Source organism: Veillonella ratti, from assembly GCF_003992115.1.
GTDB classification, from domain to species: domain Bacteria; phylum Bacillota; class Negativicutes; order Veillonellales; family Veillonellaceae; genus Veillonella_A; species Veillonella_A ratti.
The window spans coordinates 79,018-103,908 of sequence record NZ_RQUX01000006.1; the positions used below are offsets into that span (position 1 = coordinate 79,018).

20 protein-coding genes are annotated in these 24,891 nt (G+C 44.5%); all 20 read left to right on the plus strand.

Annotation, left to right across the window (positions count from 1 at the left end):
- Position 1: 1 nt before the first annotated feature.
- The 20 genes from EO124_RS04060 (at position 2) to kdsB (ending at position 24,885) form a co-directional block, all read left to right on the plus strand.
- The gene (locus EO124_RS04060; protein ID WP_127058443.1) at positions 2-1,465 is read left to right on the plus strand and encodes a TolC family protein; all 1,464 of its coding nucleotides are present in this window, start codon (positions 2-4) and stop codon (positions 1,463-1,465) included.
- Between the two features lie 70 nt (positions 1,466-1,535).
- Complete coding sequence (locus tag EO124_RS04065; protein ID WP_127058444.1) at positions 1,536-5,846, plus strand: translocation/assembly module TamB domain-containing protein; 4,311 nt, start codon at positions 1,536-1,538, stop codon at positions 5,844-5,846.
- 19 nt (positions 5,847-5,865) lie between these two features.
- Complete coding sequence (locus EO124_RS04070) at positions 5,866-6,498, plus strand: sigma-70 family RNA polymerase sigma factor (RefSeq protein WP_127058445.1); 633 nt, start codon at positions 5,866-5,868, stop codon at positions 6,496-6,498.
- A 400-nt stretch (positions 6,499-6,898) separates the two neighbouring features.
- A complete protein-coding gene (locus EO124_RS04075; RefSeq protein WP_127058446.1) occupies positions 6,899-7,525 on the plus strand; it encodes a RodZ family helix-turn-helix domain-containing protein in 627 nt (208 codons plus the stop codon).
- A 138-nt stretch (positions 7,526-7,663) separates the two neighbouring features.
- Entirely contained in the window at positions 7,664-9,811 is a 2,148-nt protein-coding gene (locus tag EO124_RS04080) for a BamA/OMP85 family outer membrane protein (RefSeq protein ID WP_127058447.1), read from the plus strand.
- A 2-nt stretch (positions 9,812-9,813) separates the two neighbouring features.
- A complete protein-coding gene (locus EO124_RS04085; RefSeq protein WP_127058448.1) occupies positions 9,814-11,088 on the plus strand; it encodes a hypothetical protein in 1,275 nt (424 codons plus the stop codon).
- An 82-nt stretch (positions 11,089-11,170) separates the two neighbouring features.
- Positions 11,171-11,680, plus strand: coding sequence for an OmpH/Skp family outer membrane protein (locus EO124_RS04090; RefSeq protein WP_127058449.1), 510 nt, complete (start codon positions 11,171-11,173; stop codon positions 11,678-11,680).
- A gap of 43 nt (positions 11,681-11,723) precedes the next feature.
- Entirely contained in the window at positions 11,724-12,707 is a 984-nt protein-coding gene (locus tag EO124_RS04095; RefSeq protein ID WP_127058450.1) for a hypothetical protein, read from the plus strand.
- 15 nt (positions 12,708-12,722) lie between these two features.
- Entirely contained in the window at positions 12,723-13,244 is a 522-nt protein-coding gene (locus EO124_RS04100; RefSeq protein ID WP_127058451.1) for an OmpH/Skp family outer membrane protein, read from the plus strand.
- A gap of 37 nt (positions 13,245-13,281) precedes the next feature.
- Positions 13,282-14,313 (plus strand): UDP-3-O-(3-hydroxymyristoyl)glucosamine N-acyltransferase, encoded by a 1,032-nt coding sequence (gene lpxD, locus EO124_RS04105; RefSeq protein ID WP_127058452.1) that lies wholly within the window; start codon positions 13,282-13,284, stop codon positions 14,311-14,313.
- Positions 14,314-14,321: 8 nt separating this feature from the next.
- Positions 14,322-15,227, plus strand: a complete 906-nt coding sequence (locus tag EO124_RS04110) for a lysophospholipid acyltransferase family protein (protein WP_021840883.1) — start codon at positions 14,322-14,324, stop codon at positions 15,225-15,227.
- 141 nt (positions 15,228-15,368) lie between these two features.
- The gene (gene lpxC, locus EO124_RS04115; RefSeq protein ID WP_127058453.1) at positions 15,369-16,202 is read left to right on the plus strand and encodes a UDP-3-O-acyl-N-acetylglucosamine deacetylase; all 834 of its coding nucleotides are present in this window, start codon (positions 15,369-15,371) and stop codon (positions 16,200-16,202) included.
- A 1-nt stretch (position 16,203) separates the two neighbouring features.
- Positions 16,204-16,635 carry a 3-hydroxyacyl-ACP dehydratase FabZ gene (gene fabZ / locus EO124_RS04120; RefSeq protein WP_021840885.1) on the plus strand — a complete coding sequence of 144 codons (432 nt, stop codon included), beginning with the start codon at positions 16,204-16,206 and terminating at the stop codon, positions 16,633-16,635.
- 190 nt (positions 16,636-16,825) lie between these two features.
- Positions 16,826-17,638 carry an acyl-ACP--UDP-N-acetylglucosamine O-acyltransferase gene (gene lpxA, locus EO124_RS04125; RefSeq protein ID WP_127058454.1) on the plus strand — a complete coding sequence of 271 codons (813 nt, stop codon included), beginning with the start codon at positions 16,826-16,828 and terminating at the stop codon, positions 17,636-17,638.
- Positions 17,639-17,776: 138 nt separating this feature from the next.
- Positions 17,777-18,598: an LpxI family protein gene (locus tag EO124_RS04130; protein WP_127058455.1), complete on the plus strand. Its 822-nt coding sequence runs from the start codon at positions 17,777-17,779 to the stop codon at positions 18,596-18,598.
- 87 nt (positions 18,599-18,685) lie between these two features.
- Positions 18,686-19,927, plus strand: coding sequence for a lipid-A-disaccharide synthase (gene lpxB / locus EO124_RS04135; protein WP_127058456.1), 1,242 nt, complete (start codon positions 18,686-18,688; stop codon positions 19,925-19,927).
- An 18-nt stretch (positions 19,928-19,945) separates the two neighbouring features.
- The gene (gene msbA, locus EO124_RS04140; RefSeq protein WP_127058457.1) at positions 19,946-21,676 is read left to right on the plus strand and encodes a lipid A export permease/ATP-binding protein MsbA; all 1,731 of its coding nucleotides are present in this window, start codon (positions 19,946-19,948) and stop codon (positions 21,674-21,676) included.
- Positions 21,677-21,678: 2 nt separating this feature from the next.
- Positions 21,679-22,983: a 3-deoxy-D-manno-octulosonic acid transferase gene (locus tag EO124_RS04145; RefSeq protein WP_127058458.1), complete on the plus strand. Its 1,305-nt coding sequence runs from the start codon at positions 21,679-21,681 to the stop codon at positions 22,981-22,983.
- Positions 22,984-23,026: 43 nt separating this feature from the next.
- Positions 23,027-24,157 carry a tetraacyldisaccharide 4'-kinase gene (gene lpxK, locus EO124_RS04150; RefSeq protein ID WP_127058459.1) on the plus strand — a complete coding sequence of 377 codons (1,131 nt, stop codon included), beginning with the start codon at positions 23,027-23,029 and terminating at the stop codon, positions 24,155-24,157.
- Positions 24,154-24,885 (plus strand): 3-deoxy-manno-octulosonate cytidylyltransferase, encoded by a 732-nt coding sequence (gene kdsB / locus EO124_RS04155; RefSeq protein ID WP_127058460.1) that lies wholly within the window; start codon positions 24,154-24,156, stop codon positions 24,883-24,885. Before lpxK ends, kdsB begins: the two co-directional genes overlap by 4 nt.
- Positions 24,886-24,891 lie beyond the last annotated feature (6 nt).

Genomic DNA, 24,891 nt, shown 5'->3' on the forward strand with positions numbered 1-24,891 from the left:
CATGTTAAATAAAAAAGCTCTTTCTTTAGCCATTGCAATGTCTTTAACAGCAACCGGCGTATTCGCAGCCGGTTCTGGTGATGATGCCAAAATTGCTAAATATCAGCAGGCAGCATTAGTGATTACACAGCAAACTTTGGCCGATCGAATTGTTAAAGACGAAGTAGTGGGTGACAAAGTGTCTTTAACATTACCTCATACGGTGGAATTGGCTTTAGCTAATAACCGTGATGTAAGACAATCGGAATGGCAGTATGAAGCAGCGCGTGCACAGGTAAGTGTAGCGGCAGCGGCTAAAAATCCTAGCGTAGGTTACGCATATAGCGGAGAGCGTTCCGGAGGGGACACAGGAACTGGTACGAAAGCTGGCAATACATTTTCATTAGAAGTACCAATTTATACAGGCGGTAAAGCGGAAGCGGCTATCGAATCGGCTCGTTACTCTCGTGAAGGTTATAATGCAGCCTTGGAAGTAGCGCGTCAAACCGCTAAATTGACAGCTGCTAAAAATTATTACTCCTTGATTCAAGCGCGAAATAAAGTAGACATTGCGCAACAATCGGTTCGTGATTATGATGGTCACTTAACAAATGTAAATCAGCAATACAATGTGGGCATCGTAGCTAAATCCGATGTTTTGGCTTCGCAAACATCCTTGGCTAACGCTCAGACTTCCCTTGTAGAAGCACAGAATGCGGCTGATTTGGCGGAAGCAACCCTTAATAACTCCATCGGTATTCCGGTTAATACGAGTGTCGAAACGGCGGATAGTTCCCTTGGCTATACGCCGTATCCCGTAACTTTGGCTGATGCCCAGGCTTATGCTTTATTACATCGTGCCGAACTTGTGCAAAGCACAATGGCGGTAAAAGCGGCAGAAGAAGAAATTAAATCCGCTAAATCCGGCTATTTACCGACTTTAAGTGCAACAGCTTCACAAGGATGGCAGGGAAATAACTGGGGCGGTACGTCCAATGATGGTTGGACCATTGGCGCAAAAGTATCATGGAGCCTCTGGGATGGCGGTAATACCAGCGAAAGTATTAAAGTGCAGGAAGCAAATTTAGAACGCTATAAAGAAGCTAACTACCAGGTTATGGACAGCATTAATTTGGCTGTTCGCCAGGCCTATTTAAATATGAAATCCGCTGAACAGACAATTGACAGCACGCGCGTGGCCGTAGAACAAGGTCAGGAAAACTTCCGTATTGCCTCCTTGCGTTATCGTGCCGGCGTTGGTACCAACCTTGATGTACTTGATGCGGAAACGGAATTGGAAACAGCTCGTAACAATTATGTAGATGCTTTATTTAATTACAATATTGCCGTTGCTACTTTGGAAAACGCTATGGGTGTACCTTTGGAAACACCAATCGGCGGTGCGGCAGCACTCGTTAATGAAGCCAATCCGACTCAGGCATTGAATACTTTGGTTGCCGATCAAGCGGCTAAAACTAATAAATAAAAAATCCTTGTAAGTGTGTGATGTGAATTAAATTTGTTTGTAAGATACTGTTTTGTGCGAGGAGTTTTAAATGAAAAAGGGACAGCGTAAATGGCTTGCCGGTGCGGTTGTGTTGGCCGTAGCCTTTGGCGGAGCACAACTATTGCGCCCCGTTGGGGAACAGATAGTGGGACCTATCGTACAAGAACAATTGAATACAGCAATTAATGGGCAGGCGGATTACTCATCCTTTAAAATCGGTTGGGATGGGACGGTTCATATTGACGACTTGTCGATTAAGGACACTGAAGGCAAAGTAGTGGCCGATGTGCCGAATACGGAAGTATCGCTGGACATGTTGGAAGCGGTAAAATTGCCGTTTGGGCAATCCGCACCATTGCGCTTGATTCGGTCGGTTACGCTTAACCAACCGACAGTTCATGCCGTGGAGAAAGCGGACCGGTCGTGGAACATTACGTCCCTCATCAAAGAGAGCGACAGCGAAGAACCGTTGCAGTTTAGAGGCAATGTCATAATCAATGACGGCATAGCTACCCTTGATTGGCTAAACGGTCGCCACACAGCAATCGAAGCTATTAACGGGGCTGTTAAGTTTGCAGACTATCCTAAGTTGGACGGCGCTTTGTCGGCTAATGTGGATAAGCAGGCTGTAACGCTTAAGGGCTCCTATACTAATGATGATTCTGCTGACTTTACCCTTTTTGTTAAAGCAGACAGCTTGCGTTTAGATTATGTTAATGACTTGATTCCGAGCGATATTAATGCCAAAGTAATTGGTGGTACCGCTAAGAATATAGCTTTAACCGTTAGTCGCAATGACAATCAATTTAATTTTGAAGGGGCCGTGGATATTAATAATTTGGCCGCCGATTATCAGAATGACTCTATAAGTCCTAAGCCGTATGAAATTCGTCAAGGTGCGGCTCATGTTACCTTTAACGGCACAGATATTATGGTTGCGGATGGTCGGGTGGCTATTAACAATCAGCAATTTTTTGCTCACGGTAATGTTAATATTACCGACATGGCGGAACCAAATTTTAACCTTACTTTGCGCGGTCAGGATATTCAAATCGAGTCTTTGCTTGATAAGGGCATTACCGGTTCAATAGGTACGGTTGCTCATGTGTATGGCACAGCGACGGCGCCGATTGTAAATGCTACGGTTGAAGCGTCTAATGTTAATTACGAAGGCTATATTTTAGAAAAAGGCTTGGCCACCTTAGCGTATCAGAATGACATTGTCGATATGTCCGATATTCGACTTAGTTTAAATGGCGGTGAAGCCGGTGGTCGCGGTACTTTTAATACGAAAACTCAAGCCTATGAGGCATCGCTGGAAGGTACCGATATCCCGTTGGCCTTAGTCGGTCAGGCGGTAGATCAACCATTGTACGGTACCGTTAATGGTAAAGCTTATGTTAAGGGGATCGGCACTGATGCCTTGCCGGCTATTGCGGCAACTTTTGAAGGTAACGGTATCGGCTATGATTCGATTACTACCGATTCTCTATCCGGTCAAATTGCCGGCGCAAATGGCAATTATTTTATTAATTATCTCAACGGAACAATCGGTTCCGGATCCTTTAGCGCCTATGGCAATGTAAGTCAGGATGCACTGGATATAGCGTTTGATGCCAAAGACATTCCGCTTAATTTGTTTAGTGATTATGCTAAACAAGAACTTGACGGTAAAGCTACCGTTACCGGTCGTGTGACGGGGCCAATCGACAATCCGAATGCTACCGTTATAGCTGCTTCTGATGGTGGTCACGTAGGTCGAATTCGTTTCGATAATGCCTATGCGGAAGCAACTGTAAGTAATAAATTGGTAACTGTTAACAATGGTTTTATCCAAGACGGCCATGGTTATTACAGCTTAAACGGCACTATTGATATGGGACCGTCTAAAGCTTTACAACTACAGGCGAATGCCAATACGGTTCGTATTGAAAACATAGCCGGCATGGTGGACCCTGACTTACAAGTTACCGGTTGGCTTGATGTGCGTACAGACATAGGCGGTACTTTAGATAATCCTCAAATTCGGGGGTTTGTCCATGCTTGGGACGGTTCGGTACAAGGTAAACTCTATTCTGATGTGCGCTTTGGTTTCCGTTATGCCTCGCATTATATCGGTATTAGAGATTTGATTGCGTCCGCCTATGGGGCTACTTTCTATGGAGCCGGTCGTTATCAGAACGGTAACTTAGATTTTAAATTCTTCGGTGATACTATTTACTTACGCCCTTGGCTTAAAGACTATGCCGATGTGGAAGGCTATATGACGATTGAAGGGACGCTCACCGGTACCATTGATAAGCCGATTGTACAAGGTACGTTAGGATCCAGTGACATTAACGTTAACGGTATGGCGTTGCGTAACATTGCAGGCAATATTTATGCCGAGCCGACCGTAGTATATTTGCAGAATGTGTCCTTTGAAGAAGGGGAACATGGCAAATTCCTTATCGATGGGGGCATGACGTTAAACGGCGAGCAACGGTTATTCGGCTATGCTACCATCAGCGACGGTGAGTTGGTTAATTTTATGAAACTGGCCAAACTTGATGTTCCTGAATCGGACGGACATATTAACGGTCGTCTTGATTTAGGCGGTACAATCAAGAATCCGGATTTACGCTTAATCGGCACCATTGATGATATCGTTATGGGCGGTAAGCCATGGGGCACTGCCAAGGTTGATGTGGCTTTGCAAAACCGCAAATTAACGATTCACAAAGGGGAATTACCAATCGGTGACGGTATGTTGGCCGCTTTGGGGACTGCTGATTTAGATGGTCAAAGTGATATTCAGATTGCTGCCAATAATGTAGCTATCGACTCTTTAACGCCGCTGTTTAAAACGTCTATTCCGGCATCCGGCAATATTCATTTAATTGCCAATGTAACCGGGGAAACGTTAAATCCTCATGTTGAATTATCCACAGAGTTGACAAATGCCAGCCTTAACGGCGTACCAATCGATCGCCTCTATGCGATGGCGACGATGGAGGACAAAGTTATTCATCTGCAGCAATTGGTAGGTCAACGGGGTGAGTATAAGGCGAAACTTCGCGGTGATGTACCGTTAGCAGCTTTTTATAAATCCGGTTATTTGCCACCGGGCGATAAATCGGCCATGGATTTGACCTTTGATGTAAATGAAGCAGATCTTGGCGTATTACCGCTTATGTTCCCGGCTGTTACACAAGGGACGGGGCCGTTAAAAGGAGCCCTTCATATTACCGGTACCTATGATCAACCAATGGTTAACGGTACTCTTAGTGTGGAACATGGTTTGGTACATTTTAAAGATGTAAAAAAAGACTTGAGTGATATATCGGCACAGTTTATTTTTAAAGGGCAAAAAGCCGAACTAATCGGTGGCGCGTCCATGGGTAAAGGCAATGCGGGCCTTTCCGGTGAATTCAGCTGGAATGGTACAACGCTGACAAATTACGCCGGCGTTATTCAAATGAATGACCTTGAGGTAGAACATGAATTCTTCAAGGGGCCGTTGAACGGTGAGGTTGGAGTTATGCTCAAAGATGGTTTACCGACGGTGGTAGGTCATCTCGATTTAGAAAATGACACTATGACTATTCCGTTATCCCTCACAAGCGAGGAAGGCGGTTCGCCGATCGGTCTTGATTTCACTGTGAATGTGGGCAAAAAAGTGCGGCTCTACAGTGGTGGTCTCTATGACTTCACGCTCGGCGGCGGTGCTCATATTGGCGGTACTACGACGGATCCGTTTATTGACGGGGAATTCCATGTAGTAGAAGGTAATTTGAAGTATCTTAACAATACGTTTAAGATTACGGAAGGTAAAACCGACTTTGTACGCGGTTCCTTCTTGCCGATTTTAAGTGTCAAAGCGGAATCCCGGGTTCGCTCTTATCGCGTATATCTTGAAGTGAATGGTCCGGTGGAACAGATGGATTTAAAATTAACATCCGATCCGCATCTGGAGCAACGTCAAATTGTATCGCTCTTAACATTCGGTTACAGTTCCGGTAATGACAGTAGTGTTTCTTCCGATGATGTAAATGCCTTGTTTGCGGCCGGTGTACGGTCTGCTTTAATGGGGTATATTGAAGGCGCCTTCAAGGATACCTTAGGCCTGGATTTAATCAACATTACTACGGGCTCGCTGGATCCGAATGAACCGGTCAATGAAGATACAAACAGTTACTATAATATTGAAATCGGCAAATATTTGTTGCCGGACTTAATGGTAACCTTTAGTACGGGTATTAATAATGATACCCAAGCTTATGGGATTATGTATGATATTAACAGCCACTATAGCGTTAACGGGTGGATGAACAGCAATGGACATTCATTCTTTGGCGGTCAGTGGACCACTCAGTTTTAATTAAGAAAGGAGGGTCGGCATGCTTGACTCATATTTAGCGGAATTAGAGAAAATTAAATTATTGTCGCCTGAAGAAGAGCGCGCTTTATGGCAGGCATACAAAGAGCAGGATGATGAGTCGGCACGTACGGCCCTTATTGAACATTATCAGCCCCTTGTTTTCCGTGAAGCCATGGCGTATTATCGCGTTGTACCGGATGTGATGGACTGTGTCCAGGAAGGTACGGTAGGCCTCATTGAAGCGGTGGAACGTTTTGATTATGCGAAGGGGGTAGCCTTTTCGTTATATGCGGTCCATCGCATACGCGGGCGTATCTTGGATTACCTTCGTAAAGAAGGTAAGGGCGGCACCGTGTTAGCCGGTTCTGCCGATGATGATGAATATTGGTGGGAACAGCTTCCTGATGAAGGACCGTCCATTGAGGCGGCAGTAGAAACAAAAGCCTTTCAGCAGGTAGTGGTGGAGGCATTGGAACGTTTGCCGGGCAAAGAGCGGCATGTCATGGAACAAGTGTATTTGGCGGATCGTTCCATTGCATCTGTAGCCGGTGAACTGGATACGAGCAACAGCTATATTCATCGTTTGCACCGTCAGGGCATTAAGCGCTTGCGGGGGATGCTCAGTCGTACGCGAAAATTCTGGAATGATTAATAATTCAATTAAAATTGCGTTCACATAGGAAGGTTGTAATCTGTTGCAGCAAGGTCACACAAATGGCTACGCTGAACGGGTTGCAACCTTTTTTATTTTGAACAGCTTAGTGTTCCCAGCCTTTTATTTTGCCCTGTCGGTTACTCATATTTTTTCACCAGCTAATCAATTTATTTTTGAATTGTAAACTGTGATTTTGGTTGTTATAGATTTTTGTTCATTGGTTTTCTATACAAATCGTTTAAAATAAAGAGGTTATTTCAGGTGAAAAAGGGCTAAGATTGAAACAAATTGTTAATAAATAACCTTAAGTATGGTATAATAATTGCGATTAATGTGATATAAATGGTTCACAAAATCATCCTTTCTTACGAATATAAATGTATGAAAGGAGGCCGTTATGAATAAGACTGGCGACAATATGGAGAAACGAATCCGCTCCGTTAAGACTTGGCTGGATAAAGCCGAGCAGGCTTATGCGGATGATTCTGCCACTAAAGGTCAATTACAATTGATGCTGGCTCAGGCGGAGATGCAACATCTTAATGAAAAACGAGCACCCGCTTTGTGGCAACGCTTAGGCTATTGGTCCATTGCCGTAGGTTTGGCTTTGCTGTTGGGCGGTGGTTATTATGCGTGGCAACATCAAGGTGATGTCAAAAATACAGCACCGGTGATGGAAGAACAGACCCAACCGATGTCTGAAACGCCTCATAGCAATATGCCGGCAGTTTCACAAACACCGACAAATTCTGTTGATGCCCCTAATAGCACAACGGATACAGCGGGCGGCACAGTCAATGCTTCAGCTGAAACGTCTACTGCCGACACGAATCAAAATGCGGAAGCGGTAACGACACAATCGGACAGTATTGTGGAGACACCACAAGCTACGGAATCAGCTGTTCAGACGGCAACACCTGAATCACAAACTAGCGAATCAGTAGCGGCACCGGTAATCAGTACAACTCAGATTCAAGAAGCCGTACGTGAAGGGGGACGAAGTCTGCGCGGACAAGAACAATAGAGAATCAGGATGTATAAGCTGACCATAGGTCAGTGAAAATAATGGAATGAGAACATTAAAAACATTAAAGGTATTAACAAAGCATTAAAAGCAATGTGTTTATAAATATGAAGGCATTATTTTAGGAGGATGTAGTAAATGATGAATAAGAGAGCCTATAAAAACATGTTGGCTGTAGCAGTGGTAGCCGCGTTGAGCGGTACTACCGTATGGGCTGCGGATGAAACGAGTACAGCAACCACGCAGAATTCAACTACCGCAGTTACCGCGGTAAGTGCCCAAGACCAAGCGGCTCAAGACGCTATTACAGCGGCTCGTGGCGGGATTGAAGAAGCACAGAAATCTGACGAACAAGAAGCCAAACGTATCGAGTTGGACAATTCATCGTTAGCTACTACCGATTCAGCGGTTTTGACCGTTGCCAAAGGTGAAGGCGCCCGTTTAGAAGAACAACAGGCGGCCGGCGTACAGACGGCTATTACCACCCCGGATGCACGTTATTTCTCCAGTGTTACAGATGAACAATTACAGCCATATGAAGGCAAAGTAATGACCGGTTTTTCCATCGAAGGCTTACCGGCTGAAGTACAGGATGAATACATGGCCTTGTTAAAAAGCCACATCGGCGATACACTAACGCCGGCGGCTATTAAAGCGGATATTTCCGCGTTAGGTTCCAGCGGTTATTTATCTGAAATCAATCCGGTAATTACCGTTGTGCCGGAAGGTGTTAAAGTTGCTTATAAAGTAACGGTTAACCCGGTTGTAAAATCCGTACAGTTCGAAGGCAATACGGTTTACAGCAATGAAATGCTCGTTAACTATTTGAACGTACAACCAAATACCGTTCTTAATACGGTTCAAGTAGGCGAACGTATTCAAGGTATCAACGCAGCTTATAATCGTGACGGTTATATTTTGGCCCGCGTTAATGATATGGCCGTTGACCAAGACGGTGTCCTTCATATTTCCATTACGGAAGGTATCGTAGAAGATATCGTGCCTCATGGCAATAAAAAGACTAAAGATTATGTCATTCTTCGTGAATTCAACCAGAAAAAAGGTCAGCCGTTCAATAAATTCCTCGTACGTCGTTCCGTAGAAAAAGTATATAACTTAGGTTACTTCGATGATGTTAATGTACGTTTGTTGGAAGGTTCTACGCCTGACAAAGTAGTTATCGAAATCGACGTATTGGAACATAAAACAGGTACCATTACCTTAGGTGCCGGCTACTCTGATTCCGACGGTTTCGTAGGTATCGTAGAAGTTGGGGAAGATAACTTGCGCGGTACCGGTGACAAGATTAAAGTTCACTGGGAATTCGGTGGTACGGCCGGTTATAAGAACTACTCCGTATCCTACTTACGCCCTTGGATTGACAGCAAAGGCACATCCCTTGGTTTAACCATTTTCGACCGTGAAGATACGTACACCGACTATAACTCTGACGGGGACGAAATTTCTCAATATGTAAAAACTCAGAAAGGGATTAACGTGTCCTTAGGTCGTCAGACCGGCGAATATACCCGTGACTATGTAACCTTGGAAACCCGTAAAGACGGCTGGAAGTTTGACGAAGATGAAAACAGCGGTTATAACTATGCTGAAAATGGTGGCGATGGTTATATGCCAGAAAAATATGGTAGTTATCGTTGGAACAATGGTAAAGTAAATGATGATGGAACTTATACTGCTTATAATTTTAAAGACGATAACTACATCGAAAATAACTTCGGCCGTACGAACAGCGTATCTTGGCAGAAAGTTTACGACTCCCGTGATAACATTTACGATCCTAAACGCGGTAAACGTGTATCCGCTACCGTTCAATGGGCAGGCCACGGCTTAGGTGGTGACTTCGATTACTACAAATTCACCGGTGAATATCGTAACTACAAAGCTATCGGTAACAATCAGGTAATCGCTTTCCGTGCACGTTTAGGTTGGGCACAGGGCGACGTACCATACAGCGCTCTCTACACCTTAGGTGGTGCCGATACATTGCGTGGTTTTGAAGACGATCAGTTCCGCGGTAAGAAAATGTACAATGCTACCTTGGAATACCGTGTACCTATCTTCAATAAAGTAACCGGCGTACTCTTCACCGATATGGGTGATGCATGGGATGCACCGCACGTAACTTGGTACGATGATGATAAATCCTTTAACATCTCCGTCGGTGCCGGTGTTCGTATTTCCACACCAATCGGACCTATCCGTCTTGACTATGGTGTAAGCAAAGATGACAACAAATTCCACTTCAGCTTCGGTGGACAGTTCTAGTTATGAAACAAAAGGGCTTACGAGTTGTAGTCGCCGGCTGTATGCTGGCGGCTATAACGGCAGTTGCTCAGGCTGAGCCCGTTGAATCGGTAACGGTTAGCCTTTCAGGCAGTCGGCAACCGTTGCCGCCCGTATTGGCCAAGCGCATGACCGCTGCCGTGCAAACGGCGGCGGATAAGCTTTATGTAGGTGCCGACACGGATGCAGTGGCAGCCGGGCATGCTACCTATCAGAAAGTAACGACCGACATTATCGACCGAATTTTATACGGCTATACGGTAGAATCATTAGCAATTACACCGGGTGTTAACAGTCGGTTGGATGTACGTTTACGGCCTTACGGCCAAACGATACAAGCAGTAGCTGTTTCGGTGGAATACGGCAACTTAACGCCGGTGGCCCAAGAATTGGTAGCTCGTGATGTGGCTTTTGTAGAACCGCGGATTGAACAAATTCTCTTGGGTGCCCCTCTTGATTCCCTGGATTGGGCAACGGCCGTTACGAGTCAGTTGGTTCGTAATGAGCTGGAAGGGGCATTGCCGGAATTTATTCCGCAAGTAGACATCATCCCGGGCGTTCAAACGAAGGTTAAGGTTTACTTAATTCCACAGGGAGCGGTAGTGCGTCACGGCAGCACTGAAATATCTTCCAATACGTTGCCGAGTACTGTTTTTTACGCTACTAAACGTTACTATGATGAGTATTTAGTCGGGTTAGAAGGCGTACCGGTTGCCTTTGTGGCAAGGCATGAAAATGATTTGCTCAGCTTTATTCAACAGGGCCTCGATAATAGTCGGGCCAGTCAACGCTTCGGCATTTCTATGAAGCCGACGTTGCAGTTGGGGACTGATTTACTCCTCAAGATTCAAGTCGATTCATCGCGCTATATTGTACGCGCTGAAGGATACTTGGATATGGGGACGGAAACGGATCACAATGTAGGGATTAAGTTATTTACGGGCATTAAGCAAGGTAAGGGAGATTGGTATTTGGAAACAAATTTCTTCCCTGATGATTATAAATGGGCGTTTTATCCGTCCTATGCGTATCACTTTACGCAAGATACTACCTTGGCTTACCAATATAACTTGTCCGATAAATATAGTCGTGTGTGGCTCCGCCAAGATATCGGCAGGCGTTGGCATGTGAGAGCTCAACGAGATTTTGAAATCAAGCGTAATGAGTTCGGTTTAGCCTATGATTTGAATAATTATTTGACCTTGGAATACGTGGTCAATGATGACGATAATTGGTTACGCCTAATCGGCTATATTTAATGTAAAAATAAGAATCTTGACATATAAAGTTTAAGTCGATTATGCATAGATTTTTTCAAAAAAGAAAGAAGGTATATTACCTATGATGCGGTTAATTAATAACCAAAAGAACAAGAAGTTTGTATCCTTATTTGTTGCCGTTATATTCCTCTTAGGTATCGGCGCCATCGCGTACACACAAATGGCTACGCCAACCATGGCATCCGATACGGACAGCAACATTGGCGTTATCGATACGACTAAAGTATTGAATGCTGCTTCACCGGCAGTTATTGAAGCCAATAAAGAATTGGATGACTATAAGAAACAGTTAAGCGATGAATTTAATACTAAATCCGCTAATATGGACGATAACCAAAAAGCAGCGCTTGCTTCTGAATACCAAGGCAAAGTTCAGGATAAAATGATGGAAATCCAGAATAAAATTCAGAGTCAGGTAAGTGATGCATCCAAAGCTGTTGCCGATGCTAAAGGCTTATCCATTGTTATGGATAAACGTACTGTTTTATACGGCGGTGTGGATATTACCGACCAGGTACAGCGTAAATTAAGCGGTAGCTCGGATGCTGCCGATTCAAGCAGCCAGAAATAATTGGACAGATGATTCGTTTGTTAAATAGAGAGGAGGCGGTACAATGAAGCCGCAGTATCGTTGGATTTCTGTTGTTGTCGTTGTAATGGCCGCCTTACTCGCGGGCTTGTTTATTCATAATCGTTTGGATGATAAAAAAACGACTTCAACCCCTAATATGCCGAAAATCGGCATTGTCAAAATGGAAAAGGTCATCAAATTTAATCCATCCTATGATGAATATACGCAAGCCAAAAAAGAATTAGATGATTTGCAGGCCCAATATAAAAATGAGCAACAAAGCTTAACGCAAAAATCGCAGCAACAGTCTTTAGCACTTCAGGCCTTAGGTTCCGACAAGGAAATCACCGATTTACTGAATACGGAATTAATTACTAAGGTAAAAGCTAAAGAACAGGAACTGAATGTAGCTTATCAAAAACAGCGTATCGCTTTAATCAATAAGTATCGCGGTGAAGTTAAAACGGAAATGACCGAAGCGGATTTACGAATTGTTAATTTGCAATTGGAATTAAGTGCCAATACGGCACCGATAGCGGTAACGGAAGAACAAAAAGCTGTTATTGAGGCGGAACGGGCTGCTAAAGAGAAAGAATTGCAAGAACTCTTGGCATCGCGCAGTCAATCCGTACAGGGAAATTTGCAAGACTTAGAGCAGAAAGTCGATGCCGAGTTGGCACCGATTCGTGCGTCCGGTCAAAAAGAACTGGATGACTATGCGGCTAATCTTCAAAAAGAATTACTCGCCCGTCGCGATATGATGGTAAAAGCTAAAGCGGAATCTATTATGGCAACCAATAATCTGCCAAACCCGGTAGAGTGGAATACGGCTTGGGATTCACGCATGAAAGCAAAACAAAGTGAAGTAGAAGCCCTTCATGACGCCATTTTGGAAGATGTACGCATGCGCGCCATGGTGGTGGCAAAGGAAAAGAACCTTGATTTAATAGTTATTGATGAAGTTTCAAATGTTAATGCAACTGATGTGACCGATGCTATTATTGCATCCTATTCGGTTGCTCAATAAAAGGAGTTTTTTACAATGAATAAGAATGTAAAACGTGTTTTGGCCGGTTTAACTATGATGGTATCCGTAGGCTTAGTTGCCGGTTGCGGTACTACTGAACAGGTTGGTTATGTAGATATGCAAAAAATCATGACTGATAGCCAAAAAGGTCAGGATACGAATAATAAATTACAGGCTAAATTTACTGAAATTAATGCTCGTTTAGCTCAGGATCAAAGTGCCGGTCAAGATGCCAACACGATGATGCAGAATCAACAGAAAGCTCAGCAGGAATTTCAGGCTTATCAGCAGGCTATGATTAATGATTTCCGCAATTCTGTAGATACTAATGTACAGGCTATTGCGAAAGAAAAAAATATTACTGCCGTAGTTGAAAAGAATGCTTTAATCAGCGGTGGCGTTGATTTGACTGAAGAAGTATTGAACAAAATGGGCAAAGCGGCTAATGCAAGCGATGCCAATGCCAATCAGGCAGCGAGTGGTGACGCTAACGCACAGAGCACAGCAACATCCGGCAGCACTGAAAGTAACAAATAATAACGATTAATTCGATCAGCGAGAGGAGACTTTCACGGTGAAGTATACAGTTGAGGAACTGGCAAAGAGTGTAGAAGGTAAAGTAGTAGGTGACGGTAGCGTTGAGATTACGGAAACCCGTGGTCTCGATCAAGCGGCACCGCAGGCAATTTCATTTGCCATAGGCGAATATTGTGAACATGTAGGGCAAAGCAAAGCAGGCGCTGTCATTGTAGAAGCACCGTTGGCCGATGTGAGCATTCCTCAAATTGTAGTTCATAATGCTAAGGCCGCTTTTGCGCAGATTTTACAAACTTTTCATCCGCCGGTAGTATTTCCTACCGGTATTCATGAAACGGCGATTATCGGCAACAATGTAACATTAGGCAAGAATGTAACGGTAGGACCGTACTGCATAATTTATGATAATGCGGTTATCGGTGACAATGTAGTATTACATCCTTATGTTTACGTAGGCCACAATGTACGCATTGGCGACGACTCTACTTTATACAGTGGTGCCATTGTTCATGAAAATTGTATTTTAGGTAAACGCGTAATTCTTAGAGCTAAAGCCGTTATTGGCGGTGAAGGCTTCGGTTTTGCTACCGAAGCGGGGAAACATACGCATATCCCGCAAGTTGGCAATGTAATTCTTGAAGATGATGTGGAAGTAGGCTCTTGTTCCTGCATTGATAATGCAACTATGGGTTCCACCTTGGTAAGAAGAGGCACTAAGATTGACAATTTGGTGCATTTAGGGCACAATGTTGAAATCGGTGAAGATTGCTTCCTCATTGCTCAGGTTGGTATTGCAGGCAGTACTAAATGCGGCAATCATGTAATTTTTGCCGGTCAGACCGGTTGTACCGGTCACATCACAATCGGTGATAATGTTACCTTTGCAGGGAAAACAGGCATTGTCGGTAATGTTCCGGCCAATGGGACCTATGCCGGCTATCCGCATCGACCTCATAAGGAATGGCTTAAATTGGCTGCTTATGAAAATCGTTTGCCGGATATGGCCAAAACAATTAAGCGTTTAGAAAAAGAACTGGCTGCCTTAAAAGAAGAATTGGCGGCGAAATAGGAGAGTATATGTATAGGTTTATGAAGCTCTTTAGTGCTTTTATCTGTATGATGCCTCATAGTATACAATATGGTATCGGCTATTTGCTGGGCGAAATTTTTTGGTTGTTTTTACCGCCGAAACGCCGCAAATTGGCTATAGGGCAGATTTTATTCTGCAATATTACAGACGATCCTAAAGAAGCAAGACGAATAGCTAAAAAGAGTACAACCCGCTTCGGACGTATGATCATCGATGTATTGCGTTATCCGGAAATTAAGGATGGCAAATATAAAGAAATGTTCGAATGGGTTGACCGTGAATATTTGGATGATGCTCAAGAAGGCGGTAAGGGGGCTGTGCTCATGGCGATTCACAGCAGCAACTGGGAACTTCTGGGTGGTATTTTAGCATCCGAAGGCTATCCGTTAATATCGGTTGCCATGAGACAGAATGGGGACGCCGATAAATTTATCAATGAATATAGAGCGCTCATGCATCAGCATGTGACGTATAAAACCGGTGTACGCGAAATGATCAGAGAGCTTCAAAAAGGCTCTATGATTGGACTTATTATGGACCAGGATCCGGCTGCTCAAGGGCAATTGGTGCCGTTCTTCGGCTATGAAACCTTGACCCCGGTAGGACCTGCCGTAATGGGTCGTATGCAGGATGTTCCGATTATACCGGTAACCATTCGCTACGATGAATTTGAAGAAAAATACATCGTTACCGCTCATCCGCCGTTCTATGCGGAGCATACGGATGACAAAAAACGAGATACCGCAGTTACGTTGACTCGTTTGAATGAATGGATTGAAGACTATATCAGACGCTATCCGGAAGACTGGTTCTGGCTTCACAATCGTTGGAAGTGGACACGCCGTTATTATGCAGGTAAAATGGAAGTACCACCGGATCCAATGAAGGACTGAGGCCATACTTGCCATGTCTTTTGAGAATAGTATATAATAAAAGACAGTGTATTGAAGAGTGACCTTTCGCAATGTATGTGCAATCGAATAGTAGGGTCACTCTTATCGTTCCCAGGTTATGACAAGGAAAGGAGGAGTCTGATGGTACTTAAGCAAAAGACCCTCGTTAAAGAAATTGCCTATGAAGGCACAGGACTCCATAGCGGTCTGCCGGTGACCATGACATTACGTCCGGCAACAGCTGATACAGGGATTGTGTTTGTGCGCACTGATTTACCGGGGAATCCTTCAGTTAAAGCAACTCCGGCCAATGTTACCAATACAAACCGGGCTACTACCTTGGAATCGGGTGAAGCCAAAGTATTTACGGTAGAACATTTATTGGCGGCTTTTTATGGATTGGGCATAGATAATTGCTATGTAGAATTGAATTCGCCGGAACCACCGATTGGTGACGGCAGTGCAGCTGTGTTTGTAGATTTGATGCAAACCGCAGGCGTTAAAGAATTGGCGGCGGAGCGTAAGGTATATGCAGTAAAACAGGCTCATACTGTATATGACGGCGATCGTTATATTTTAATCGTACCTTATGATGGTTTACGTGTAACTTTTACTTCGGTCAACAATCATCCGCTACTGGGGACACAACAGGTGGATATTGACATAGATTCTGACGTGTTTGTCAGTGAAATCTCACCGGCGCGAACTATCGGTTTTATGAGTGAATTAAAACAGTTGCAAGCAATGGGACTCGCTAAGGGCGGCAATGTGGATAATGTTTTGGTCTATGATGATACCAAATGTTTATCGGTACCGCGTTTTGATGATGAATTGGTTCGACACAAAATATTGGATATTCTTGGGGATTTATTCCTCCTTGGACCAATTAAGGGACATATTATTGCGTTGAAGTCCAGTCATGAATTGAATTCCCGTTTGGCCCGTGAAATTTTGCAAGAAATGAAGGAGGATTAAGATGATTCTTACAGTTGAAGACATTATGGAAATTTTACCGCATCGATACCCACTATTATTGGTTGATCGTATTATTGAATTGGAACCTATGAAGCGTGCCGTAGGCATTAAAAATGCTACAATGAACGAACTGTTCTTCCAAGGTCATTTCCCGGGAAACCCGGTAATGCCCGGCGTATTGTTAACGGAAGCGATTGCTCAAGTTGGCGGCATTGCCCTTCTTTATCCGGAAGAAAATCGTGGCCTTACACCTATGTTTACAGGCATTGATAAAGTACGTTTTCGTCATCCTGTAAAACCGGGCGACCAAGTTCGCATGGAAGCGGATGTTGTAAAAATTAAAGGCATGATGGGTAAGGTAGAAGGCAGAGCCTATGTTGGTGATAAATTGGTAGCCAGTGGCGAGTACATGTTTGCACTTGTAAAGAAGTAAAACCTTAAAAACTCGAGATAAAATGTGATAAAAGCATATTTTCTCATAATTATTATAAAATTTCTCTGTTCCTGATTGTAAAACTTTCTAAAATGAAAGTTCACTAATTTAAGTTTATTACGATTATGTTATTAATAAAGCAACATTTAGCGTAATAGTCGCAATCTCAACAGAGCAAGGAGTGACATAGATGATAGTAGTAGGCATGGAGAATGCTACCTCTAATATACATAGCACCGCGGTGGTACATCCGGACGCTAAGATTGGCCAAGGGGTAATTATCGGCCCCGGTGCCGTAATCGGTGAAAATGTATCAATCGGTGACGGAACCAAAATCGGTGCCAATGTAGTCGTAGGCGGTTGGACTACCATTGGACAACGTTGTGAACTTTACCCGGGATCGGCTGTAGGGTTAGAACCTCAAGATCTAAAGTTTAAAGGTGAAAAGAGCTTTTGCAATATTGGTGATGAAACAGTCATTCGTGAATGCGTTACCATCAGTCGTGCTACCGGTGAAGGTGAAGAAACTCGCATAGGCAATAACTGCCTATTCCAGGCATGCACTCATGTTGCCCATAACTGCATCGTAGGCAACAATGTAATTATGAGTAACTGTGCCGGTCTCGCCGGACATGTTATCGTCGAAGATCGAGTAGTTATCGGCGGTATTGCAGGCATTCATCAGTTTGTAAAAATCGGTCGTAATGCCATGGTTGGCGGTATGGCTAAAGTAGTGCAGGATATTCCGCCTTACGTAATTGCCGACGGCCAGCCGGCTCGTGTAATCGGCCTTAATTCCGTAGGTTTATCCCGCGCCGGAATTTCTGAAGAAGTACGCCATGATTTGAAACAGGCATTCCTCATCATTTATCGCTCCGGTTTTAGCTTGTCCAGAGCGATTGAAGAAATGGAAATGCAATTAAACTCTTCCGTAGAAATTGAGAACTTATTGCGTTTCTTGCGCAATGCAGACCGTGGCATTATGCGTCTTCGCCGCGATTAAAAAGTAAGAGTCTTGCCTTGACGGGTCAAAAGAGTGGTTTGACCCTGAAAGGGAAGGCTCTTTTTGTTCAAAAATAAGGTAAAATTTGATATAATATTATATATTATGTCTTTAAATACAAAGAACTGGGAGGAAACGATGGCAAAAGTCGGATTACTGGCCGGCGTAGGTAAATTGCCGGTGGAATTTTTACGAGCAGCGCAATCGGAAGGCTATGAAGTAGTCGTTATTGCTGTTATTCCCGACACGGAACCGGAGCTAAAAATAGAAGCTGATGCTTTCTATGAAATCAATGTGGCAAAGATAGATAAAATTTTTAAAACACTTCATAAAGAAGGCATCACGGAAGTGACCATGCTCGGCAAAGTAACCAAAGAGATTTTATTTAAAGGGTTGGTTATGCCTGATTTGCGGACCATAAAATTACTCACTAAACTTCGCAATCGCAAGGATGACACGATTATGCTGACTATCGTGGAGGAACTGGCTAAAGAAGGTATTCAGGTGGTGGACCAAACCGTTTATATGAAACCCCTCATGCCTAAGGCGGGTGTCTTGACGAAGGCTAAACCGTCCAAAGAACAAATGGCCGATATCCTCTTCGGTTTTGATGTGGCCAAACAAATGGGCGGACTCGACATCGGTCAAACCGTTGTGGTCAAAGATATGGCGGTTATGGCCATTGAAGCGATTGAAGGGACCGATGCGTGCATTAAGCGCGGCGGCGCCTTAGGGCGTGGTAATGCGGTTGTGGTTAAAACAGCCAAACCTCGACAGGATGTGCGTTTTGATGTGCCTGCTGTGGGCCTTACAACGATTCAATCTATGCTGGATAGTGATTGCAAAATTCTTGCTATGGAAGCGGAGCGCACTATCTTTGTGGAGCAGGCCGAGGTTATTAAATTGGCTAACGAAAAAGGCCTTATTATCTGTGCCGTTGACGGTCCGGAAGAAGAATAATTCTGATAAAGAATGGGTTGCCTTTCAAAGGGTAAAAGCCTTTGAAGTGCATTTTGATAAAGCGTAATTACTATCTTGGAGGTTCTGATGAAAGTCATGTTTTCAGCCGGAGAAGCATCGGGCGATACGCATGCGGCCAGTGTTGCCGGTGCGTTAAAAACCTTATATCCCGAGGTAACCATGCTTGGCATGGGCGGTTCGCGCATGGCTGCTGCGGGCGTTAATATTGTGTACGATATTAAACAGCTCGGCTACATCGGCATCGTGGAAATTGTTAAGGCATTGCCTTCTTTTTTCAAACTGAGAGCCTATTTAAAAGATATTATGATGCGGGAAAAGCCGGATGTTTTGGTTTGTGTCGATTATCCCGGCTTTAATATGAAACTGGCTAAAGTCGCTCATGAATTGGGGATTCCCGTTGTCTATTATATTGCACCTACTATATGGGCCTGGCATCGCAGTCGTGGCAAGGATATTGCCAAGACGGTGACCAAAGTGGCGTCCATATTTCCGTTTGAAGCGGCGGCGTATCGTGAATTCGGCGTAGATGTGGAATTTGTGGGCAATCCGTTGGTGGACATTGTGAAACCGACTATGACGAAGGCTGAAGCGATGGCCTATTTCCATATGGAACCTAATACTAAGCGGGTGTTGCTCATGCCCGGAAGCCGTAAGCAGGAAGTGTTAGGACTCCTCGACCGTATGCTTAAAGGGGCGGAAATTGTCATGCAAAAGCATAGCAATTTGGCTTTTTATTTGCCGCGAGCGCATACGATTGATAAAGAAGAATTAGAAGCTATTGTTAGTAACTATAAGGTGCCCGTTACAATTACAGAAGACCATACCTATGATTTAATGCAAAGCTGTGATGTGTGTCTCGCTGCATCAGGGACGGCCACGCTGGAGACGGCATTGATGGGTTTACCCACAATTTTATTGTACCGTCTGTCGCCGGTTACCTTTATGTTAGGCAAACTATTGGTGAATTTAACCCATGTGGGCTTGCCGAATATTGTGGCGGGCCGCGAAGTGATTCCCGAATTATTGCAAGGGCAGGTAACTCCTGTGAATATTGCTAAGGAATTGACCTCTTTATTGGAGGATTCAGTTAGACGAAATACCATGATTGATGATTTGCATGCCGTTAAAGAAGCCTTAGGCGGTGAAGGCGCGGTTAAGCGTGTAGCTCAAGTGGTAGCTAATGTGGCCGGCGCTGCTAACAGCTCAAATTACGGCAACACTGACAGTGCCAATATTAGCGCACCCGACGGCGATACTGACAGTGCGAAGGTCAGTGCCAATGAGAGCGCCCCTGGTGATGCAAATTAATGGTTCCGGAGGATATGAATGGGAAGTTATAAACGATTATTAGTATACATTAAACCGTATATCGGACGTTTGATTTTCGGTTTAATTTGTATGATTATAGCGGCAGCCGCTTATTTAGTGGTGCCTTGGCTCATCAAAAATGTAGTGGATGATGTGCTGCAGGCGAAAGATATGCAGATGTTAAATCTCATCGTGGTTGCCATTTTGTTGGTCTTTCTGGTGCGCGGTTTTGCCACTTACGGTCAGACCTATACCATGAGTTATGTAGGACAGCGAGTTATCATCGATATTCGTGAAGCTTTGTTTAAAAAGTTACAGCGCCTCGATCAGGCTTATTTTGATCGCCGTAAAACGGGCGTAGTAATGAGTAATTTAACCAATGACGTTGGTGCTTTGCAGACGGCCATCGTCGATAATTTGATTTCGTTCATCACGGAAGGGGTTACTTTAATCGGTTCCTTGGTTTCTATGATTCTCATAGATTGGAAATTAACTTTGGTAACCTTCATCATCGTACCGGTCGTGCTTGGCCTTATCAATGTTTTCGGTAAGCGTCTTCGCTTGGCCGGTCATGATGTGCAGGGCCGTATTGCGGATATTACATCCCTTTTGCAGGAAGTTATTTCCGGTATTCGCGTAGTTCGCTCCTTTGCTCGTGAAGATTATGAAGTCGTGCGTTTTGAGAAGGAAAATAAGCGTAACTTTTTGGCCGCTATGAAAGCCACTAAGTTATCCGCCTTATTGAGCCCGCTCGTTGAATTTTCCGCAGCCATTGCGGTAACGGTCATTCTCTGGTATGGGGGTTATAATGTAGTAACGGGCGCTATTTCCGCCGGTTCGTTAATCGCTTTCTTAATCTATGCGATTAACTTATCTAATCCGGTAAAACGTCTCAGCCAAGTATACGGTAATATTCAAAAAGCCATGGCTGCAGGCGACCGTGTTTTTGAAATTTTGGATACCGAGCCACAGGTTAAGGAAAAGCCGAATGCGATTGCCTTACCGGAATTGACCGGTCAAGTTGAATTTGACCACGTGTCATTCTCTTATGACGGTGAAAAACCGGCTTTAACGGATGTATCCATTACGGTGCCGGCCGGTCGTGTGGTTGCCATTGTAGGCCCATCCGGCGCCGGCAAGACGACTATTGCCAATCTGTTGCCCCGTTTTTATGATGTAACGGCGGGGGCACTTCGCATTGACGGTGTGGATGTGCGCGATGTAACCTTTAACTCCTTGCGTGAACAGGTAGGCTTGGTGCCGCAGGAAACAATGTTATTTAACGCCACAATTCGCGATAATATCTTATACGGTCGTTTAGACGGTACGGAAGAGGAAGTGTATGCCGCAGCGAAAGCGGCTAATGCCCTCGAATTTATCGAAAAATTACCGCACGGTTTTGACACCGTGGTAGGGGAGCGAGGCAGCTCCTTATCCGGCGGTCAGCGTCAACGGATTGCCATCGCCCGAGCGATTTTGAAAAATCCGAAAATCTTGATTTTAGACGAAGCTACATCTGCCCTTGATACGGAAAGTGAAAAACTCGTGCAGGAAGCGTTGGAACGATTGATGAAAGGCCGTACGGCGTTCGTTATTGCTCATCGTCTCAGCACAATCAAGAATGCGGACCAGATTATTGTATTGCGTCAGGGACATATTGAAGAAGTGGGAACTCATGAAGAGCTCCTCGCTCAAAATGGGCTCTATCAACATTTATATTCCGTGCAATTTGCAAGTAAAGGACATTAAGGATGTATTGGGTATACAACGTATTACTAATTATATATTGGATTGGTTTGATACCGGTCATCCTCTATCGACTGGCGTTTGAAGAAGGTTTCTATGAGCGTATTCGGCAGAGTGCCGGTTTTATGCCCGATTCATTGATGCGCAAAATCGAAGGCCGTCGTGCTATTTGGGTGCATGCCGCATCGGTAGGTGAAATTGTGGCAACCAGTCCCATTGTAAAAGATATTAAAAAGAAATTTCCGGAAGCCGTCGTAGTCGTATCGGTGGTTACCGCTACCGGCCATGCCATGGCACATCGCATCATTCCGGAAGCGGAAGGGATTATTTTCTTTCCGTTGGATTTGCCGTTTTTGACGCGTCGTATTTTGGATATCATTAAACCGATTACGATTTTACTCGTTGAAACGGAAATCTGGCCGAACTTCTTGCGCATTGCGGAAGATGAAAAAATTCCGGTTATGATGGTAAATGGTCGCATCAGCGATCGCAGTATGAAGCGGTACTGGATGATTCGTTCCTTTACGAAAGAAATGCTGGCGTCCATTCAATACTTCTGCATGCAGTCTAAATTGGATGCGGAATATATCGAATACCTCGGCGCCGCCAAAGATCGCATTACCGTAACCGGTAATACGAAGTACGATCAGACGTATGCTCAGGTAACGGACGAAGAGAAAAAGAAACTCCAAGATGAATTCGGCTTTGGCCGTAACCATCCGATTATCGTAGCCGGCAGTACGCATCGCGGTGAGGAAGATGCTGTTTTGACGGCCTTTAATGAGATTTTAAAGGTATATCCGGAAGCGCGCTTACTCATTGCGCCGCGTGAAATTATGCGCGGCAATGACGTCAAAAGTTTAGCTGAAAAGTATGGTCTCAAGGCGATTTGTCGCAGTGTCATGACCGGACCGGTTCATGAGAAAACACCGGTAGTGGTACTCGATACAATCGGTGAATTGGGTAGGCTTTACAGCTTAGGTGATATTATATTTGTAGGTGGTTCCTTAGTTCGCACCGGGGGCCATAACATTTTAGAACCGGCGGCTCACGGCAAACCGATTTTGGTAGGGCCGCATATGTTTAATTTTAAAGAAATTTACTCACTCTTAAGCTCAAGAGATGCATGTCTTATGGTTAAAGATGGCAAAGAATTGACCGATACTATGCTCGAACTTTGTCGCCATAAGGAACGTCGCGAAGCGATGGGGCGGAACTGTTTGGAAATTATTTATGAAAACCGCGGTGCCACCCAGCGCAATACGGAAGAGTTACGTAAATTATTTGAAAACTATCACATCATTCCGTAACTTAAACTGAATTATAAAGTTACGGCAAAGGAGGTAAGAGCTCATGAAAGGGGAACAACTGTTTAAAAAGTTGGTGAGCGGTCGGGCAAAAGGGCCGTTGGCAGACGTTGCCAGAGGCGGCCTTGGTTTGTTAAGTATGGTATATGCGCAAGGAGCAACCTATCGCAATCAGAAATTTGATAAGCTCCAAGGCGTTACCAGGGCTACCGTGCCGGTAATCAGCGTTGGCAATATTACGGCCGGCGGTACCGGTAAGACACCGATGGTGCGTTATGTTTGCCAATATTTAGAATCGCTTAATATGGCGCCGGCTGTACTGAGTCGAGGCTATCGGGCCGAGGATAATCAGGATACAATCGTTGTATCCCGCCGCGGTCGCTTGGAAGTAACCCCTGCCGTGAGTGGTGATGAAGCTTGGCTCTTAGGTAAAGGGCTGGGGCACACCAGCGTGGTTATCGGTCGTGAGCGCGCAGCGTCTGCCAAAGTAGCGACAGCAACGCTTGGTAGTGATATACTTGTATTAGATGATGGTTTTCAGCATCGCAAGCTGGCTCGTGATTTAGATATCGTGCTCATTGATGCGGCTAATCCGTTCGGCTATGATCATGTATTACCGCGCGGTCTTTTACGTGAACCGCTGGACGGTTTGCGTCGTGCCGATTTATTCGTTTTGACTAAGACGGATCAGGTACCGGCAGATATTCTATTCGGTATTAAACATCGCCTCGGGCAGTTGGCACCGAATATTCCGATTGTAGAAACCATTCATAAGCCGTTGGGCATGCAAACTTTGGATTCTTGGGAGCGCAATGAAGAAGCGCAAGCTTCACTCGTAGTGTCTCACAAGTTTTTAACGGTGAGCGGTATCGGTCGACCGGAATCATTTCAGCACACCGTAAACAGTCTTGGTTACGAAGTCATTGAAAGTTTGGATTTTGGCGATCATCATGAATATACTACCGATGATGTGGTTAAAATGTGGTGTACTGCTTTTGCCAAAGGTGCTACAGCCATTGTGACGACCGAAAAAGATGCGGTTAAATTAAGTCAAATGCAAGCCGTACATGATTTGAAGATACCTGTATATGTAATCCCTATCGGTATTGAATTTATCAAAGGGGAAGAAGAGTTTAAGGCCTGTATTAAAGGCGTAGGAAAGAAGGATACTTTATGAAAATAGCTTGTGTCATTCCCGCACGATATGCGTCGACCCGTTTACCCGGTAAGCCATTGGCGGATATTGCGGGCAAACCGATGATTCAGCGCGTCTATGAGCAAGTCTCGAAGGCTACCGTGCCTGATGAAGTCATTGTGGCTACGGACGATCAGCGTGTATTTGATGCTGTTGCGGGCTTTGGCGGCACGGCTATTATGACGAAGGCCGATCATTTGACCGGTACCGATCGCTTGGCGGAAGTGGCTGAAGCGAGACCTGATATTGATGTAATTATCAATGTTCAGGGCGATGAACCTTTGATTGCGCCGGATTTAATCGATAGCTTGGGCGATTTATTCCGTCATGACGGTGAGCTTAAAATGGCGACCGTAGGCGCTCCTTTAGGGGAAGCGGAATATAATGAGCCGTCAGCCGTAAAGGTTATTTGTAATTTAAAAGGCCAGGCTATGTATTTTTCCCGCTCGTTGATTCCTTATCCACGCAATGCGTTTGTGAATGCACCATTAAAGCATATCGGCATTTATGCGTATACCCGAGATTTTCTCCTGGAATTCGCGAAGATGGAGCCAACGCCTGCAGAACTTACGGAGTCATTGGAGCAACTGCGTGCTTTAGAAAATGGCATTGCTATTCAAGTTATAAAAACCGATGCTCGTTTTATCGGTGTCGATACGCCGGAAGATTTGGCTGCTGTTAATGAAATTTTTAAAAAACAGGGCTTGTAAGAGCAA